Raw genomic sequence first — 15,949 nt, 5'->3', positions numbered from 1 at the left:
ACAGGTGCCCGTGCTGCCTGCTCCGGCAAAGGCGCACAGCTTGCTCGGGCAAGCCACCCCTGCTAAACGCGCGCCATGAGCACGCCCCTCGACCACATCCGCAATTTCTCCATCGTCGCCCATATCGACCATGGCAAATCCACGCTTGCCGACAGGCTGATCCAGCTGACCGGCGGGCTGGAGCTGCGCGACATGAAGGAGCAGGTGCTGGACTCGATGGACATCGAGCGCGAGCGCGGCATCACCATCAAGGCGCAGACGGTGCGGCTGAAATACCGCGCCAACAATGGCGAGGACTATATCCTCAATCTGATCGACACGCCCGGACATGTCGACTTCGCCTATGAAGTGTCGCGGTCGCTGGCCGCCTGCGAGGGCTCGCTGCTGGTCGTCGATGCCTCCCAGGGCGTCGAGGCGCAGACGCTGGCCAATGTCTACCAGGCGATCGACAACAACCACGAGATCGTCGTGGTGCTGAACAAGGTCGACCTGCCGGCCGCCGAGCCCGAGCGCATCCGCGAGCAGGTCGAGGAGGTGATCGGCATCGACGCCTCCAACGCCGTGCTGATCTCGGCCAAGACCGGGCTGGGCATTCCCGATGTGCTGGAGGCGATCGTCCACCAATTGCCGCCGCCGCGCGAAGGCGACGCCACGGCGCCCCTGAAGGCGATGCTGGTCGACAGCTGGTACGACGCCTATCTCGGCGTCATCGTGCTGGTGCGCGTCATCGACGGCGTGCTGAAGAAGGGCCAGACCATCCGCATGATGGGCACCGGCGCCAAATATCTGGTCGAGCGCACCGGCGTGTTCACGCCGGCCCGCATCAATGTCGATGAGCTCGGCCCCGGCGAGTTCGGCTTCTTCACCGGCTCGATCAAGGAAGTGGCCGACACGCGCGTCGGCGACACCATCACCGAGGACAAGCGCGCCACCGCCAAGGCGCTGCCCGGCTTCAAGCCGGCGCAGCCGGTGGTGTTCTGCGGCCTGTTCCCGGTCGACGCCGCCGATTTCGAGGATCTGCGCGCCGCGGTCGGCAAGCTGCGCCTCAACGACGCCAGCTTCTCCTTTGAGATGGAGACCAGCGCCGCGCTCGGCTTCGGCTATCGCTGCGGCTTCCTTGGCCTCTTACATCTCGAAATCATCCAGGAGCGGCTGGAGCGCGAGTTCAACCTCGACCTGATCGCCACCGCACCCAGCGTCGTCTACCGGCTGGCTCTGACCGACGGCTCGATGAAGGAACTGCACAACCCGGCCGACATGCCCGACGTGGTGAAGATCTCGGCGATCGAGGAGCCGTGGATCCGCGCCACCATATTGACCCCCGACGACTATCTCGGCGGTATCCTGAAGCTCTGCCAGGACCGGCGCGGCATCCAGGCCGACCTGTCCTATGTCGGCAAGCGCGCCATGCTGATCTACGATCTGCCGCTCAACGAAGTCGTCTTCGATTTCTACGACCGGCTGAAGTCGATCTCCAAGGGCTACGCCTCCTTCGACTATCACCTGACCGACTACCGCGAAGGCGACCTGGTAAAAATGTCGATCCTGGTCAATGAGGAGCCGGTCGACGCGCTTTCCATGCTGGTCCACCGCACGGCGGCGGAAAAGCGCGGCAGGCAGATGTGCGAGAAGCTGAAGGAGCTGATCCCGAACCACCTGTTCAAGATCCCGATCCAGGCCGCGATCGGCGGCAAGGTCATCGCGCGGGAAACCATCTCGGCGCTGCGCAAGGATGTCACCGCCAAATGCTACGGCGGCGACGTCTCGCGCAAACGCAAGCTGCTGGACAAGCAGAAAGAAGGCAAGAAGCGGATGCGGCAGTTCGGGAAGGTGGACATTCCGCAGGAGGCGTTTATCCAGGCCTTGAAGATGGGGGACTAGGTCCTTAAGTAGTTTCAAAATAGAAAAAGGGTGCTAAACTGGCCGTGGCTCGGGGGTGATTCATGGCAGCAATTGCAGACTACATTTCTGAAATAATTAGCTTTCTAGTAGGTCTGGGCGCTGGTTCGCTCATAACATTTCAAATTATCAAAAATCGAGCAGGCCCTGGTGGAAACGCCGTTAATCAGGGTGGCGCTACCGCTGGTGGCGACTTAGTAGGACGTGACAAGACGATCACGAAGTAACGTGTCGATAAAGGCGCGTAGCGTGACGGCAAATTCAACCACAGTCGATCAGTCGGGAGCCAGCGCGGGTCGCGACATGGCGGCTCGCGACATCAACCATACTTACAAGAACATCGCCGCAAACCGCGTAAGCGCGATCGAAAAGCTGTTACAAAAGCTTGAGCTTGAAATTGAAAGAAATCAAGTAGCCAGAGACACCATCGACAGACTCAAACGGTTCTATTCTCAACGATCGCACGACGGTGTTCGGGGACTACGCGCAAAGTTGAGCGTGAGTGGCCGAGAGGATTCCTACTCTGATGCCATCGAAATGAAGGAAATGTTCGTCAAACTTCTAGAGCGCTGGTCTCATTATTATTCTGCTCAACAGATAATCGTATATCTGTTGGCGAGAGCTGAACGGCAGTTTAATGATATAATCCTCCCACAAATTTCTACATGTGGCGTGGTGGAAATAAACAAGTTCATGAATGAGCTAATTGTGATTCCAACTGTTGAGGACTGCGGTGCAAGCGTCCTGGAGGTAGATCATAACACCGCAATGGGGATGATTTACTGGCTGGCAGAACAATGTTTCGTCCGTTGGCATAAATGACTCAGCTCTCCTTTCAGCCTGCTTTTGACGCTTTTCATGCGGTTTTTAGGTTTTTACGTCTACGAAATGTGCTCGGCCCTTCGGAGGCGCTGGCCTACGATAAGTTGCGGATTCTGGATTTCTACCTTTTGTTCCCTCACAAAGTTCGGGACATTCGGCTGACAGCCCAGCATCAGAAGTTCAAAAAGCTATCAGACCGATATGCTTTTACTAAACCTTATGGCGAGCTACCCGATGCCAGGTTGGTATTCGAACGTATGCGCCCTATGCAAGCAGCGGCCATTCAAACCCTTGCCGCCAAGTCTTTGGTGAGTGTCGATGCGCTTGCGCAAAAGGAAGTTAGAGCCACAGGGTCCACAATTCCTCGGAGTCTCGCGGAACGAGTAGCCGAGATCAACGAATCTCAGTCCGACCTCATGGATTTCTTGGCCACTCTGGCATCGGACTATCCTCTGCAAGGGGATAACGGGCTGAAGGCGAGAACTGGCCTGTTGGAGCATCGATATGATGCGGTATGAGCCTACGCTGATAGTGACGCGTGTTGTGGTCGAGCGGGGTCATCTCGTTGTTTACAACGAACAGTTCCATGAGGGCGTTAATGTCGTCCGTGGTGATAATTCCTCCGGAAAATCGACTGTTTTAAATTTCATCTTCTATGGACTCGGGGGAGAACTCGCCGATTGGAGCGCAGTGGCTCGCCTTTGCACGAGAGTTGTCGTTGAGGCGCGTATAAACGGGCGCATAGTGACCCTTAGCAGAGAGATTTCCGAGTCGACCGGGCAGCAGCCAATGGAAGTTTTTGGTGGCCCATACGAGATGGCGACAGGGGCTGCCCGATCCGACTGGATACGCTATCCATATAGAGGTACGAGCAATCGCGAGAGCTTTTCGCAAGCAATATTTGGCCTCCTGGGAATTCCGGAGGTATCAAGCGATCTGTCCGGCAACATAACTATGCATCAGATACTTAGATTGCTGTACGCTGACCAGCTAAGCCCAATAGAGGACATCTTTCGTTTCGAAAGATTTGATCAAGCAAATTTGCGAGATACGGTAGGACGACTCCTTTGTGGCGCATACGATAGCGATCTTTACGATAACGAGCAAAAAATAAAGGAGTATAGCAAAGAGCTGGACAAGGTAATTGGGCAGCTACACTCGCTATTTACGATATTGGGCAGAGTAGGAGGGCCGGACCAGGGATTAACTACCGAATGGATTCAGGCTCAGAGACATAACCTGGAGAAGGACCGGGCTGCGGTTCAGACTGCGATCGAACAATCTGAGGCCGCACTTTTTTCCAGCGATGCAAAGGACCAATTCACACTGGACTCGCAAGAAACCGCTTACAGGCGGGTCCAAGAGATTCAGTCGAGCCTCGTGCGGACCCGTCAAGAGCGTGACGCCCTCACGCTTACGATCGCTGATTCCGATGCTTTCATTGTTAGCCTCCGGAACAAGATCGAGGCCCTGAAGGACTCTGAGAATGTGGTCGAAAATATCGGAGAGGTCAGTTTTCAGTGGTGTCCAGCCTGCTACGCGCCTTTGGAGGATGAGCCTGCTCCACATTCTTGCCATTTGTGCAAAACGCCATTTGACTCCGAACAGACCCAAGTACGCATTTCCGGTCTGATTCTTGACACCAGCCTCCAGATCAACCAATCGGAGGAACTTCAAAGGAAGCGAAGTGAGCGCCTAACCCGATTGGATATTTCACTGCGGCGACTCGAAGAAGATTGGCAACAGGCGTCCCAACATCTTGCTTCGGTGCAACGATTGCCATCGACTACATTACGAGACCGTATCGGAGAATTGCACCGACGAGCCGGATACTTGGAGAGACAGGTCGAAGATTTAGATCAGAAGGCCAAATTGGTTGAAACTATACGAGAGCTTTCGAGTCGGCGCGAGGAGCTGGAAGGTGCTATCGCTGGGCTAAAATCCTACAATGATGCACTTCGCGCTCAACAGCAGAATAGACTATCCATCGCCTATACTCGTATCTCTAACGAGGTTAAGGAGCTTCTACGCAACGATTTGAGGCGGCAAGATATATTTGAGGACCCTGAAACTATCAGCTTTACGTTTGGGCAAAACAAGATCGCTGTAGACGGGGAGAATTACTTCTCGGCTAGCTCCAGAGCGATTTTGAAAAGCAGCTTCTACCTGGGATTCCTTGCTGCAGCAACTAAGACGGAGTTCTTTCGCCATCCCCGCTTCTGCATGATTGATACTCACGAAAACATGGGGGTGGAGGCAATCCGCAGCCAAAACTTCCAACTGCAAATCCTCCGTATCTCGAAGGAAAGTAAGGTAGAGCATCAGATAATCTACGCGACTGCGATGATCGAGCCGATCTTGGAAGACGAAGCATATGCAGTCGGGGCGTTTTCCACGAGCGACGAAAAGACGATTGATATCAGGTTAAATTGAAGTGTGAGTCGGGATGGCATCATATCCTGCGCGAACGCGGCGATGGGGCCACGAAATGGCCATTTCTCCGATTGCGTGGCTCTGAGAAGCGCGACTGTTGTGTTCGGGAGGGCAGACCCACCTCGGGGTATTCTCTCCCCTCAAATGCGCACCACATCAGACACCACCGCCGCGGTCGGCCTTGCGGCGGCGCCTTCGGGCTGGCCGGCACCTTCGTCGCCAGCGCGCCGCTGCGCGAAACGCTCTGGACGATCGACGGCGTGGCTCTCGTGGTCGCCACCGCGCTGCTGACGATGAAACACCAGCGGCTGGGCAATGATTGCATAGCGGCCGGCTTCCTGACCTTCCTGGCCGGCGAGACCCTGTTGATGGCCGGCAATGCGGCGGGGCTTGAGGCCAGCGTGCCGTCCTATGTCGGCGGCATCTCGCTTTGGGCGGCCGCACTGGTCATGGTCAGCGCGCCGAAGACATTCGCCCTGTGGATGCGCCTCACCGCGCTCGTGGCCGCCGCGCTGTTTGTCGTCTCGGCTTGCATGATCCTCTGGGGCGCGCCCTTGCTGCCGACCTCGGCGCCGCTGCCCGCCGCCGGCTATCCGTTCCTGGTGCTGACCTTTGTCGGCTGGATCTGGACGCTGCTGAAGCCGGCCCGGTGAGCCTTTGTTCGCTTCCGTACCAAACGTCCGGCCTGGTTGATCGGGCATCGGCGGAACGGTAAAAAATCCGGGCGGCGGACCCAGGTTCGCCAGTGGCCGGCGCGGGCTCAGGCAACTGCCTCACCGGCATTCGCGCCGGCCATTTTCAACCCGTCAGATGATCGCAGCGATCCACCGGCTAGCCCTGCACTTGAAGGGGCGCTGACGCTTCTGACCTTCTCCCCTTGTGGGAGAAGGTGGATCGGCGCGCAGCGCCGAGACGGATGAGGGGTGCGTGACGGAGTGAGGCGGTGAAGGTTCTGCTCTGGTTCAGGGCGTTTACTGTTGGCGTATCGCCAAGCTGGAACACCCCTCATCCGTCTTGCCGCTGCGCGGCAATCCACCTTCTCCCACAAGGGGAGAAGGTTAGAAATGCCGGCGCATCACCGTCGCCCGGCCCTTCGCAGGCTCAGAGCGTTCGAGGCTCGTAAAGCCAAGCAATTGGCTTTACGTCCGCTAGCGCGGACCGCCTCTCAACTCTCAATCCACACCTTCTCAAAGTGCTGCTCCAGCGCCTGGTGCTGTTCGCAGCCTTCGACGCCTTTGCGATAGGTCCGGTAGACCGAGCGCCAGTAGGGTTGGATGATGATGCCCGAGTCGCGCAGATTCTGCTCGATCTTGCCCATGATCTCCTTGCGCGCCTTGGCGTCGGGTGTCGCCAGTGCCTTGTCTAGCAGCGTGTCGAATTCGGGATTGGCGTAGGCGCTTTCGTTCCAGGCGGCGCCGGATTTATACGCCAGCGCCAGCACCTGGACGCCGAGCGGGCGGCCGAGCCATTCGGTGCAGGAGAAGGGGTATTTGCTCCAGTCGTTCCAGAAGGTGGCGGCCGGCAGCACGGTGCGCTTGATCTTGAGGCCGGCCTCGCGCATCTGCGCGCCGATGGCGTCGCCGGTGCTCTTTTGCCATTCGACATCGACGGAGATGAGCTCGAATTCGTGGTCTGATTTGCCGGCCTCGGCCAACAGCTTCTTCGACTGCTCGACGTCACGCTTCGCCGGGCCGATATCGGCATATTCGGGGTGCATGGGGCCGACATGGTGATTTTCGGCGGGCTTGCCGCGGCCGCCGAGACCGAGCGCCAGCACGGCGGCATTGTCGACGGCGAGCTGGGCGGCGCGGCGCACCTTGACGTCGTCATAGGGCGCGTTGGCGACATTGAAGCGGGCGACGATGGTCGAGCCGGTGGCGATCTCGGAGTTCATCAGCCCCATCTGCTCGGTCTGCGAGACGGCATCGGAAGCGGTCTCGTGGTCGGTGTCGATCTCGCCGGATTCGAAGGCCGAGAGCATGGCGTTGGGGTCGGAGCCGTAGTCGACCCATTTGATGCCGTCCAAGTAGAATTCGCCCTTCCACCAGGGCTTGTCTTTGCGCTTCACCTCGGCACCGGTCTCGGCATCCCAGCTGACCAGCTCGCAGGGACCGGTGGTGATGGCCAGCGCCTTCAGGGGATCGCCGTCGCCCTCATAGGAGCGGTGCATGATCAGTGCGGGATAGTCGGCCATGCCGGCGATCAGCGAGATGTCGGGCTTGGGCAGGTTCAGCTTGATGGTGAAGTCATCGACCTTTTCGATGCCGCCATCGACCACCTTCTTGGTGTCGGCATTGACCAGCGCGCCCATGCGCGCGGCGACCGAATTGCCGGGCACCGAGGCATCGCACCAGCGGGTGAGGTTGTGGATGACATCGTCGGCGTTGAAGGCATCGCCGTTCGACCACGAGATGCCCTTGCGCACATGCAGGGTCAGCATCCTGGCGTCGTCGCTCGCCTCCCAGCTTTCGAGCAGCCAGGGCTCGAAGGAGAAGTCGGTGTTCCAGCGCACCAGATATTCGTTGCAGTGGCGGGCAACGTTGGACATCTCGACGCCGTCGAAGGTGCGCGGGTCCTTGAAACCCTTGACGTTCATGGCGACGCGCAGGACGCCGCCCTTCTTGGGTTCCGCCGCGCGGGCAGGGATGGTGCCAAGTCCGCCCAGCGCCAGCGCCCCGGCGGCGCTGACGCCGAGCCCGGCCATCAGCGCCAGATATTCGCGGCGGTTGATGCCGCCGGCCTTGAAATCGTCGGCCACGGGTTTGGCTTGCGGGTGGAGTTTGCGGTCGGTCAGCATGAATTTCATCGTCGTTCCCCTGTTGTTGATGCATGCCGCCCAAAAGTGCCCAGCGGTTTTGGGACAATGGCATGCACAGAAAAATCGCCCCGGCCGATCGACAGGCGCGGGGGCGGACGCGACCGCCGGGGCGCCGTTGCCTGAGGGGGAATGATAGAGCGGGGTGACGCCGCGGAGTGTTCGCTTTTCCGCAGTGATTGTGCGGGGTTCCGCGGGGGGAGTCGGCGATTGGCGTATGCGTTGGACGATGGCGCGGCGCGAATCTCCCTCCTTGAGGGGGAGATGTCGCCGAAGGCGACAGAGGGGGTCGGTACGACGGGACTCGACCTCCTATGTTCCATTGTTGAAAAGAGGATGCCGGCGCTTCACGCGAGACGCCCCCTCACCCAGCCTCCGCTTCGCTCGGCTGACCTCTCCCCGAGGGGAGAGGAGACTTGCAGCGCCGGCGCTTCCCTCTTCTCCCCAGCGGGGAGAAGGTGGCCGCGAAGCGGCCGGATGAGGGGGCCTTCGCTATGTTCAATACGGCCACTCACCCCTGCCCAGCGCTGCAACCGCAGCCACGATCCGCGCAAACGCTTCCGCCGCCGCCGGCACCGTGGTGCGGGCACGCAGGAAGCTGTGCACCAGCCTCGGCTCTTCGTGCCACCACGCCTTGCCGCCGGCGGCCAGAATGCGGTCGCGGTAGGTCTCGCCATCCGAGGACAACGGGTCGCATTCGGGGGTGACGATCACCGTCGGCGGCAGGCCGGTGAAATCCTTGTCGCGCAGCGGCGCAAAAGTCGGATCGTCAAGCGATTGGCGCCTGGCCGAACGGACGTCGCGGTAGAAGGCGATGTCGGCCACCGACAGCAGCGGCGCGTCGGCGTGTTCGATGTAGGAGCCGGCGCGCTCGTCGCCGCCGAGCTCGGGGTAGATCAGCACCTGGCCAATGGCAGCGCTGGCGTGGCGGCGCGTCGCCTGCGCCACCGCCGCGGCGAGATTGCCGCCGGCGCTTTCGCCGCACAGCACCAGCGGCAGGCCTGATCTCGCCGCTGCCCATTCGAAGGCGGCCACCGCATCATCGAAGGCGGCGGGATGAAGATGCTCCGGCGCCAGCCGGTAATCGACCGACAGCACGTCGAAACCTGTGCCGGCGCAGAGCTCGGCGCAGATGTCGTCATGGCTTTCGAGCCCGCCGAGGATGAAGCCGCCGCCGTGGTAGTAGACCACCATCGCCTTGGCGGCGTTGCCCTCGAGCCGGTAGCGCCGGACCGGGATGTCGCGGCCGGCGGCGGCGATCAGCCCGTCGCTGGCCTTGACGCCGGGCGGGCGGCCCTGGTGGAAAGCCCGGCTCATCCTGTCATAGACGGCGCGCTGCTTGTCGATCGGCAGGCCGATGATCTCGGGCGGATGCCAGGCGTTGACGGCGTCGATATAGGCCCAAAGGGCCGGGTCGAGCCGTGTTTCGTAGGGGCCGCGCGTCATAGATCGGCGTAGAGCGCGGCCGCGTTGTCGAAGCTGAAACGCAGCGGCACCGAGCCCTCGACCTGCCAGACGGTGACGGTTTCGCCGGCCAGCAGCCGGCAGGCGCCGTCGGTGTCGGTGACGGCGCCGCCATAGAGCCGGTTGGCGAGGTTGAGGATCCCGGTCTGGTGCATGGCCGCGCTGCCGCTGCCGCAGGCATCCTTGACCAGCAGCACGCGAAAGCCTTTGGCCACCGCATCCTTGACCGACGCGTCGATGCAGGCCTCGGTCCAGACGCCTGATATGACCAACCATTCGATGCCGGCCGACTTGATGTCGCCCGCCGCCGGCCCGGTGCGGAAGGCGCTGGCCTCGGCCTTGATCAGCAGCGCCTCGCCCTTGGCCGGCGCCACCTCATGGCAGATTTCGGTCAGCGGATCGCTCTTGTCGGAAAAGGCCGACTTGCCGTCCTCGCCGAGCGGATGAAACGGGCGGTCCTGCTTGTCGAGATCGACGATGTAGGCCCAGTGGTAGAGCGGCACCTGGTTCCGCCGCGCCGCCGCCTGCAGGCGCTGGACGTTGGCGAGGATCGTGGGAAAGCCCTCGACGAGGTAGCGCGGGTCCTGCCGGTGCTCTTCCTGCAGGTCGATGAAGATCGCGGCCACCGTGCCGGGCTTGAGGGAGATGGGCGTTTTCATGCGGCGCCTGCGTGATGCATGGGCGAGGCAGTCAAAGACCCTTCCGTATGCCGGCGGGACAGAGGGGGGCGCCAGGCAACGAGGCGCTCATTGGTTGCCCGTATCAAACCTGCGTCTCCAGAAACTCGTCCTCATAAGGAAAGCGCGACAGAAGCTCCGTGCCCGTCTCGGTGATCAGGATCTCGTCCTCCAGCTTGACGCCCTCGCGGCCGCCCTTTTCGCCGATATAGCTTTCGACGCTCACCACCATGCCTGGCACGATATGGCCGTCGCGGCCATAGGTCTCGTAATCCATGGCATGCGCGATGAACGGCGTTTCGCCATGCATGCCGACGCCGTGCATGACCGAGGTGTAGCGCTGGTCGACGAAACGGTCGGGGATCTTCCACGCCTGCTCGGCGATCTCGCGGAAGGCCATGCCGGGCTTGACGATCGAAATGTTGTGCTGAACCTGATCGTGCGCCATGCGGTAGAGCGACTTCTGGTAAGGGGTCGGCTTGCCTGGCCCGCAGCGGAAGGTGCGCGAGAAATCCGAATAATAGCCGTAGCAGCCGATGGTGTCGGTATCGAGCGCCAAGAGTTCGCCGGGGCGGATCTTGCGGCCGCTGGCCTCGTTGAACCACGGGTTGGTGCGCTGGCCTGATGTCAGCAGCCGCGTCTCGATGAACTCGCCGCCCTGGCGGATGACCTCGCCATACATGATGGCGAACAGGTCGTTTTCGGAAACGCCGGGCTTGATCGCCTCACGCACCGCATAGACGGCAGCCTCGGCGCCGGCCATCGACACCTGCAGGCATTTCACTTCCTCCGGCGTCTTCACCGCGCGCACCGCCAGGATTTCGCCCTGGCAATCCCTGACCTCACAGCCGCGCTTTTCCAGCGCCAGCGCCTGCAGATGGCTGCAGCGGTCGAGGCCGAGCTTCATCGAGCCGCCGCCATGCTTTTTCAAAAGCTCGGCGATCTCGTCGGCGAACGGACCTGCGGTCTCGTCGTCGCGGCCCGAGACCGACGACCAGACCAACTTGGAAGGCCGCGCCTCGTCGATCGTGTCGAGTACCATGGAGACATGATAGCTCTGCGGGTATTCGAACAGCACGATCGGCCCGTCGGTCGGGATAAAGAAATAGCGGGTCGAGTTGCGCAGGAAATAGCCGAACATGTTGCGCGAGCCGGTGGCGTAGCGCTGGTTGTACGGATCGAACAGCACCACGCCGCCATAGCCGGCCTTGCGCATCCAGCCGCGCAGCTTGGCCAGCCGGCCTTTGCGCAGGGCATCGGCATCGATGAAGGACGGTTCGGTGTCCGACAGCCACATGCCGCCGGCCGGATCGGCCGCCGCGGGGTGGCGCATGCGATCCTTGAAGTTCACGTCCTCGGTGCTGTCGGGGTCGAAAACGACGATGCTCATGGGCTCGGCCTTGGCTGGGTTGCGAGGTCGCAGCATGGCGCAAGAGGGGCGGGAGGATTGTGCGGAAAACCGCAGCTGTTGTGCGGGATGCCGCTGGCTAATCGGTTGCGTCGCGATCCTTCGCGCCCCCCTCTGCCCTGCCCGGCATCTCCCCCTCAAGGGGGAGATTGGCATTTTCGATGCCGCCGTTCTTTTCTTCAACATCTGAGATTGGCGAAAGCAGAGATGCAGTCCGATCTCCCCCCTTGAGGGGGAGATGTCCGGCAGGACAGAGGGGGGCGCTGTCCCGCCAACATCTCACCGCGTCAGCGAGCGCCAAGCCTAATGCCGTCGCGCCAGCTTCGGCGGATGGCCATGCTCCTCGCGAAACGCCCGGGCAAAACTCGACATCGAGGCAAACCCACACGCCAGCGCCACGTCGCGCACGGCGAGCGTCGAATGCGCCAAAAGATCGGCGGCGCGTTTGAGCCTCAGGCGCCGGTAATAGCCATTGGGCGAGATGGCGAGTTCGGAGCGGAAGGAGCGCTCGAGCTTGTCTGAGGACACGCCGAGCTTCGCGGTCAGCTCGGCCATGCCGAGCCGCTCCTCGACCGCGTCCTCCATGATGGCGATGGCCGACAGCACCAGCTCGTTCTGGACCCCGGTGCGCAGGCGCAGCGGCATCATCTTGCGGTCGATGCTGGAGCGCAGCTGGCTGTGCACGAACCATTCGGCGACGCCGGCGGCAAGCTCGGCGCCGTAGTCGCGGGTGATGATCTCCAGCATCATGTCGAGGCTGCCGACACCGCCGGCCGAGGTGAAGCGCTTGCGGTCGATAACATAGAGGTCGCGCCTGAGCTCGATGTTGGGGAAGGCTTCGGTGAAGGCGGCCTGGCTGGTCCAGTGCAAGGTGCAGGCATGGCCGTCGAGCAGGCCGGCGCGCGCCAGGAAGAACGCGGCATCCGCCACCGCACCGATATGGGCGCCATTGCGCAGGCTCTTGCGGATCCAGTGTGCAGCGTCCTCGGCGACGAGGTGATCGGCATCGCCGCCCGAGCAGACGACGATGCGGTCGACCTTCGGCGCATCCTCGGCGTAAAAGCCCGGCTGGATGACGACGCCGTTCGACGCCTCGACCGCACCTTTCGTGCCGCCGACGATGATCCAGCGATAGCATTGCCGTTTCGCCAGGACATTGGCGGCGCGCAGCGGCTCGATGACCGAGCTGAACGCCATCATCGGAAAACCTGGGAACACCAGCACGGCGAAAGTGAGGGGTTCAGTGGGCTTGGGTGGTTCGCGCGTGGCCATGGGGCGCTACATTTCGGGCAGATGGGGTTCGGGGTCAATTGGCCGGTCCATCATCATGAGACGTCCGCGCGCCGCCCCTTGCCCTTCCTCTCCCTCGTCGATCGGGGGAGAGGTGTCGAGCGAAGCTCGACGGAGTGGGGGTCGACCCTCGCCGCGCGCCCTGAGGTCTCTTGCTCGTCAGATTGTGCCTGTCTTGCGGCGACTGCGCGTCTGCGAACGCCTTCCCCCACTCCGTCTCGGCTTCGCCGAGCCACCTCTCTCCCCTCCGGAGGGAAAGGAAAGGAGCCAAGGCAGGGCGATGAGGGGCAACGCTGAAGTTGCAAGTTGATTAAGCTTCTAACCCGCCAGCGCCTGCTCCAGATCCGCAATCAGATCATCGCCATCCTCGATCCCCGCCGACAACCTTACCAGCGAATCCGATATGCCGATCTCGGCCCGTTTCTCCGCCGGTATGGAGCCATGCGTCATCAGCGCCGGGTGTTCGATCAGGCTCTCCACACCGCCGAGGCTTTCGGCGAGCGTGAACAATTGCGTGCGTTCGAGGAACTTTTTGGTGCCGGCTAGGTCGCGGTCGAGCACGGCTGTGATCATGCCGCCGAAGGCATGCATCTGCTGGACGGCGACGGCGTGCTGCGGGTGGCTGGCGAGGCCGGGATAGATGACGCGGCGGACGTCGCGGCGCGCTTCCAGCCATTGCGCGATCTTCAGGCCGTTGGCGGAATGGCGCTCCATCCTGAGCGCCAAGGTCTTGAGGCCGCGCAGCGCCAGAAAACTGTCGAACGGGCCCGAAATGGCGCCGATGGCGTTCTGCAGGAATTTCAGCTGGGCGGCCAGATCCTTGTTGTCGCCGACCACGGCGACGCCGCCGACCATGTCGGAATGGCCGTTGAGATATTTGGTCGTCGAATGCACGACGATGTCGATGCCGAGCTCCAGCGGCCGCTGGATATAGGGGCTGCAGAAGGTGTTGTCGGCGACCGTGAGAATCCCCTTGCGCCTGGCAAGTGCGGCGACGCCTTCGAGGTCGACGATGCGCAGCAGCGGGTTGGTGGGGGTTTCGACCCACAGCATTTTCGTCTCGGGCCGGATCGCGGCCTCGACGGCGGCAAGGTCGGTGAAGTCGACGAACGAGACCTGCAGATCGGCCGAGCGTTTGCGCACCCGCTCCATCAGCCGGAAGGAACCGCCATAGATGTCGTCGGTGGCGACGATATGCGCACCGGAATCGAGCAGCTCCAGCACGGTGGCGATCGCCGCCAGCCCTGACGCGAAGGCGAACGCGGCCGAGCCGCTTTCGAGGTCGGCCACCGCGCGCTCGAAAGCAAAGCGCGTCGGGTTCTGGCTGCGGGCATATTCAAAGCCCTTGTGCACGCCGGGCGATTGCTGGCCATAGGTCGAGGTGGCGTAGATCGGCACCATCACCGCGCCGGTCAGCGGGTCGTGGCTCTGGCCGCCATGGATGGTGCGCGTCGAGAAAGCCAGACGGTTTTTCCCGGCTGGCGGAGTATTGCTGGTCATCGTGCGCGCCTCAGATGGTTGATCAGATCGATGCGGGTAATCAGGCCGACGAATTCGTCGCCGTCGAAGATGATGGCGACCTCGTTGCGGTCGAACACCGGCAGCAGCGCGTCCAGCGTCTGGCTGGCCTGCAGCGTGTGCAGGTTGGAGGTCATGGCCGTGCGCACCGGGCCGTTGAAGCGCTCCCAGCGGCCGTCATAAGGGCCGTCGACCTTGGCCAGTATGTCGCTTTCGTCAACGATGCCGACGAGCTTGCCATTGTCGAGCACCGGCAGCTGCGAGACATCGGAGCGGCGCATGCGGCCATAGGCATTGAGCAGGCTTTCGTCCGGGCCGACATAGACGGTGTCGCCGGTGCGGTGCGAGCGCATCACCAGGTCGCGCAGATCGCCATGCTGCTCGTGCTCGGCCAGCCCCTGCTCGGCCAGCCAGAAATCGTCGAACACCTTCGACAGGTACTTGTTGCCGCTGTCGCAGACGAAGGTGACGACGCGTTTGGGCACCGTCTGCTCGCGGCAATAGCGCAGCGCCGCCGACAGCAGCGTGCCCGAGGATGAGCCGGCAAGGATACCTTCCTTGGACAAGAGGTCGCGCACCGCCAGCATGCTTTGCTTGTCGGGGATCGAATAGGCCTTCTTGACCAGCGACAGATCGGCATTGGGCGGCACGAAATCCTCGCCGATGCCTTCCACGGTCCAGCTGCCGGCCTCTTCCATCTTGCCGGTCTTGATCAGCGGCGCCAGCACCGAGCCGACCGGATCGGCCAGCACCATTTCGGTCTTCGGCGACACTTTTGCGAAGTAGCGGCCAAGCCCGGTCAGCGTGCCCCCCGAGCCGACGCCGACCACCACGGCATCCACATCACCGTCGAGCTGCGAAAAGATCTCCGGGCCGGTGGTGGTTTCATGCGCCAGCGGATTGGCCGGGTTGGCGAACTGGTTGGCATAGAAGGCGCCGGGCGTTTCCGCCGCGATCTTCTCGGCCATGTCCTGGTAATATTCGGCATGGCCCTTGCCGACATCGGAGCGCGTCATGCGCACTTCGGCGCCGAGCGCGCGCAGGTGCTGGATCTTTTCGCGCGACATCTTGTCGGGCACCACCAGCACGATGCGATAGCCCTTGGGGATGCCGACCTGGGCAAGGCCAAGCCCGGTGTTGCCGGCCGTCGCCTCGACAATGGTGCCGCCGCGCTTGAGCTTGCCCTGCTTTTCAGCCGCGGCGATCATCGACAGCGCGATGCGGTCCTTGATCGAGCCGCCGGGATTCTGGCTTTCGAGCTTGATGAACAGCCGGCATTTGCCGGTGTCGAACTTGGTCAGCTCGACCACCGGCGTCTGGCCGATCAGGTCGAGCACCGACTTGTAGGGCGGACGCAGGCGGGACAATTCGGCTTCCGAGGGGGCACTGTCCAGTGTGGCGATCTCATGCTCGCTCATATCGATGCTCCATGACCAAGCGACCGCCTCTGGGCAGGGCGGCAGCGTAGCCTCTTTTCCAGCCCTTTGCAGTCGGAAAGAAGATAGATCGTGCCAATCAACCGGCCAGATGCGGAATGAAATTCCGGTTTGTGCCTCAAGGGCTTGGAGGGTGTGTTGAGATTCAGGTCAGGCCGAGCCGAAAATGGCAGATTCCGAGAACCGG

Annotated in this window: 12 protein-coding genes; 5 read left to right on the top strand and 7 right to left on the bottom strand. The window is 61.9% G+C overall.

Translation table 11 applies throughout. The annotated features are described in order from the left end of the window. Positions 1-75: 75 nt before the first annotated feature. The 5 genes from lepA (at position 76) to EN949_RS35730 (ending at position 5,807) form a co-directional block, all read left to right on the top strand. Complete coding sequence (gene lepA / locus EN949_RS00390; RefSeq protein ID WP_063169622.1) at positions 76-1,881, top strand: translation elongation factor 4; 1,806 nt, start codon at positions 76-78, stop codon at positions 1,879-1,881. Positions 1,882-2,148: 267 nt separating this feature from the next. After that, positions 2,149-2,721 carry an ABC-three component system protein gene (locus EN949_RS00380; protein ID WP_063170410.1) on the top strand — a complete coding sequence of 191 codons (573 nt, stop codon included), beginning with the start codon at positions 2,149-2,151 and terminating at the stop codon, positions 2,719-2,721. Next, the gene (locus EN949_RS00375) at positions 2,718-3,239 is read left to right on the top strand and encodes an ABC-three component system middle component 5 (protein WP_063169621.1); all 522 of its coding nucleotides are present in this window, start codon (positions 2,718-2,720) and stop codon (positions 3,237-3,239) included. Before EN949_RS00380 ends, EN949_RS00375 begins: the two co-directional genes overlap by 4 nt. Continuing rightward, positions 3,226-5,154: an AAA family ATPase gene (locus EN949_RS00370; protein ID WP_063169620.1), complete on the top strand. Its 1,929-nt coding sequence runs from the start codon at positions 3,226-3,228 to the stop codon at positions 5,152-5,154. The genes EN949_RS00375 and EN949_RS00370 overlap by 14 nt, the downstream gene beginning before the upstream one ends. 260 nt (positions 5,155-5,414) lie before the next feature. Next, positions 5,415-5,807, top strand: coding sequence for a hypothetical protein (locus EN949_RS35730; RefSeq protein ID WP_244514249.1), 393 nt, complete (start codon positions 5,415-5,417; stop codon positions 5,805-5,807). A gap of 512 nt (positions 5,808-6,319) precedes the next feature. Here EN949_RS35730 and EN949_RS00355 read toward each other — a convergent pair. The 7 genes from EN949_RS00355 to EN949_RS00320 all read right to left on the bottom strand — a co-directional run bounded on the left by EN949_RS00355 (position 6,320) and on the right by EN949_RS00320 (position 15,744). After that, positions 6,320-7,960 carry an ABC transporter substrate-binding protein gene (locus EN949_RS00355; protein ID WP_127366305.1) on the bottom strand — a complete coding sequence of 547 codons (1,641 nt, stop codon included), beginning with the start codon at positions 7,958-7,960 and terminating at the stop codon, positions 6,320-6,322. 507 nt (positions 7,961-8,467) lie between these two features. Next, positions 8,468-9,415: an alpha/beta hydrolase gene (locus tag EN949_RS00350; protein ID WP_063169618.1), complete on the bottom strand. Its 948-nt coding sequence runs from the start codon at positions 9,413-9,415 to the stop codon at positions 8,468-8,470. Beyond that, entirely contained in the window at positions 9,412-10,092 is a 681-nt protein-coding gene (locus EN949_RS00345; RefSeq protein ID WP_063169617.1) for an isochorismatase family protein, read from the bottom strand. The genes EN949_RS00350 and EN949_RS00345 overlap by 4 nt, the downstream gene beginning before the upstream one ends. Before the next feature lie 103 nt (positions 10,093-10,195). Further along, positions 10,196-11,500, bottom strand: a complete 1,305-nt coding sequence (locus EN949_RS00340) for a Xaa-Pro peptidase family protein (RefSeq protein ID WP_063169616.1) — start codon at positions 11,498-11,500, stop codon at positions 10,196-10,198. Positions 11,501-11,821: 321 nt separating this feature from the next. Then, entirely contained in the window at positions 11,822-12,790 is a 969-nt protein-coding gene (locus tag EN949_RS00330) for a GlxA family transcriptional regulator (RefSeq protein ID WP_024504110.1), read from the bottom strand. A gap of 336 nt (positions 12,791-13,126) precedes the next feature. Continuing rightward, a complete protein-coding gene (locus tag EN949_RS00325; RefSeq protein WP_063169614.1) occupies positions 13,127-14,308 on the bottom strand; it encodes a PLP-dependent aspartate aminotransferase family protein in 1,182 nt (393 codons plus the stop codon). Next, on the bottom strand, positions 14,305-15,744 hold the full coding sequence (locus EN949_RS00320; RefSeq protein WP_063169613.1) for a pyridoxal-phosphate dependent enzyme: 1,440 nt from the start codon (positions 15,742-15,744) through the stop codon (positions 14,305-14,307). Before EN949_RS00320 ends, EN949_RS00325 begins: the two co-directional genes overlap by 4 nt. Positions 15,745-15,949: the final 205 nt, after the last annotated feature.

The organism is Mesorhizobium sp. M7A.F.Ca.US.007.01.2.1 (assembly GCF_003998165.1).
In the GTDB taxonomy this organism is placed as follows: domain Bacteria; phylum Pseudomonadota; class Alphaproteobacteria; order Rhizobiales; family Rhizobiaceae; genus Mesorhizobium; species Mesorhizobium ciceri.
The sequence above is the reverse complement of the archived record's forward strand: the minus strand, read 5'-3'. Positions and strand labels throughout refer to the sequence as shown.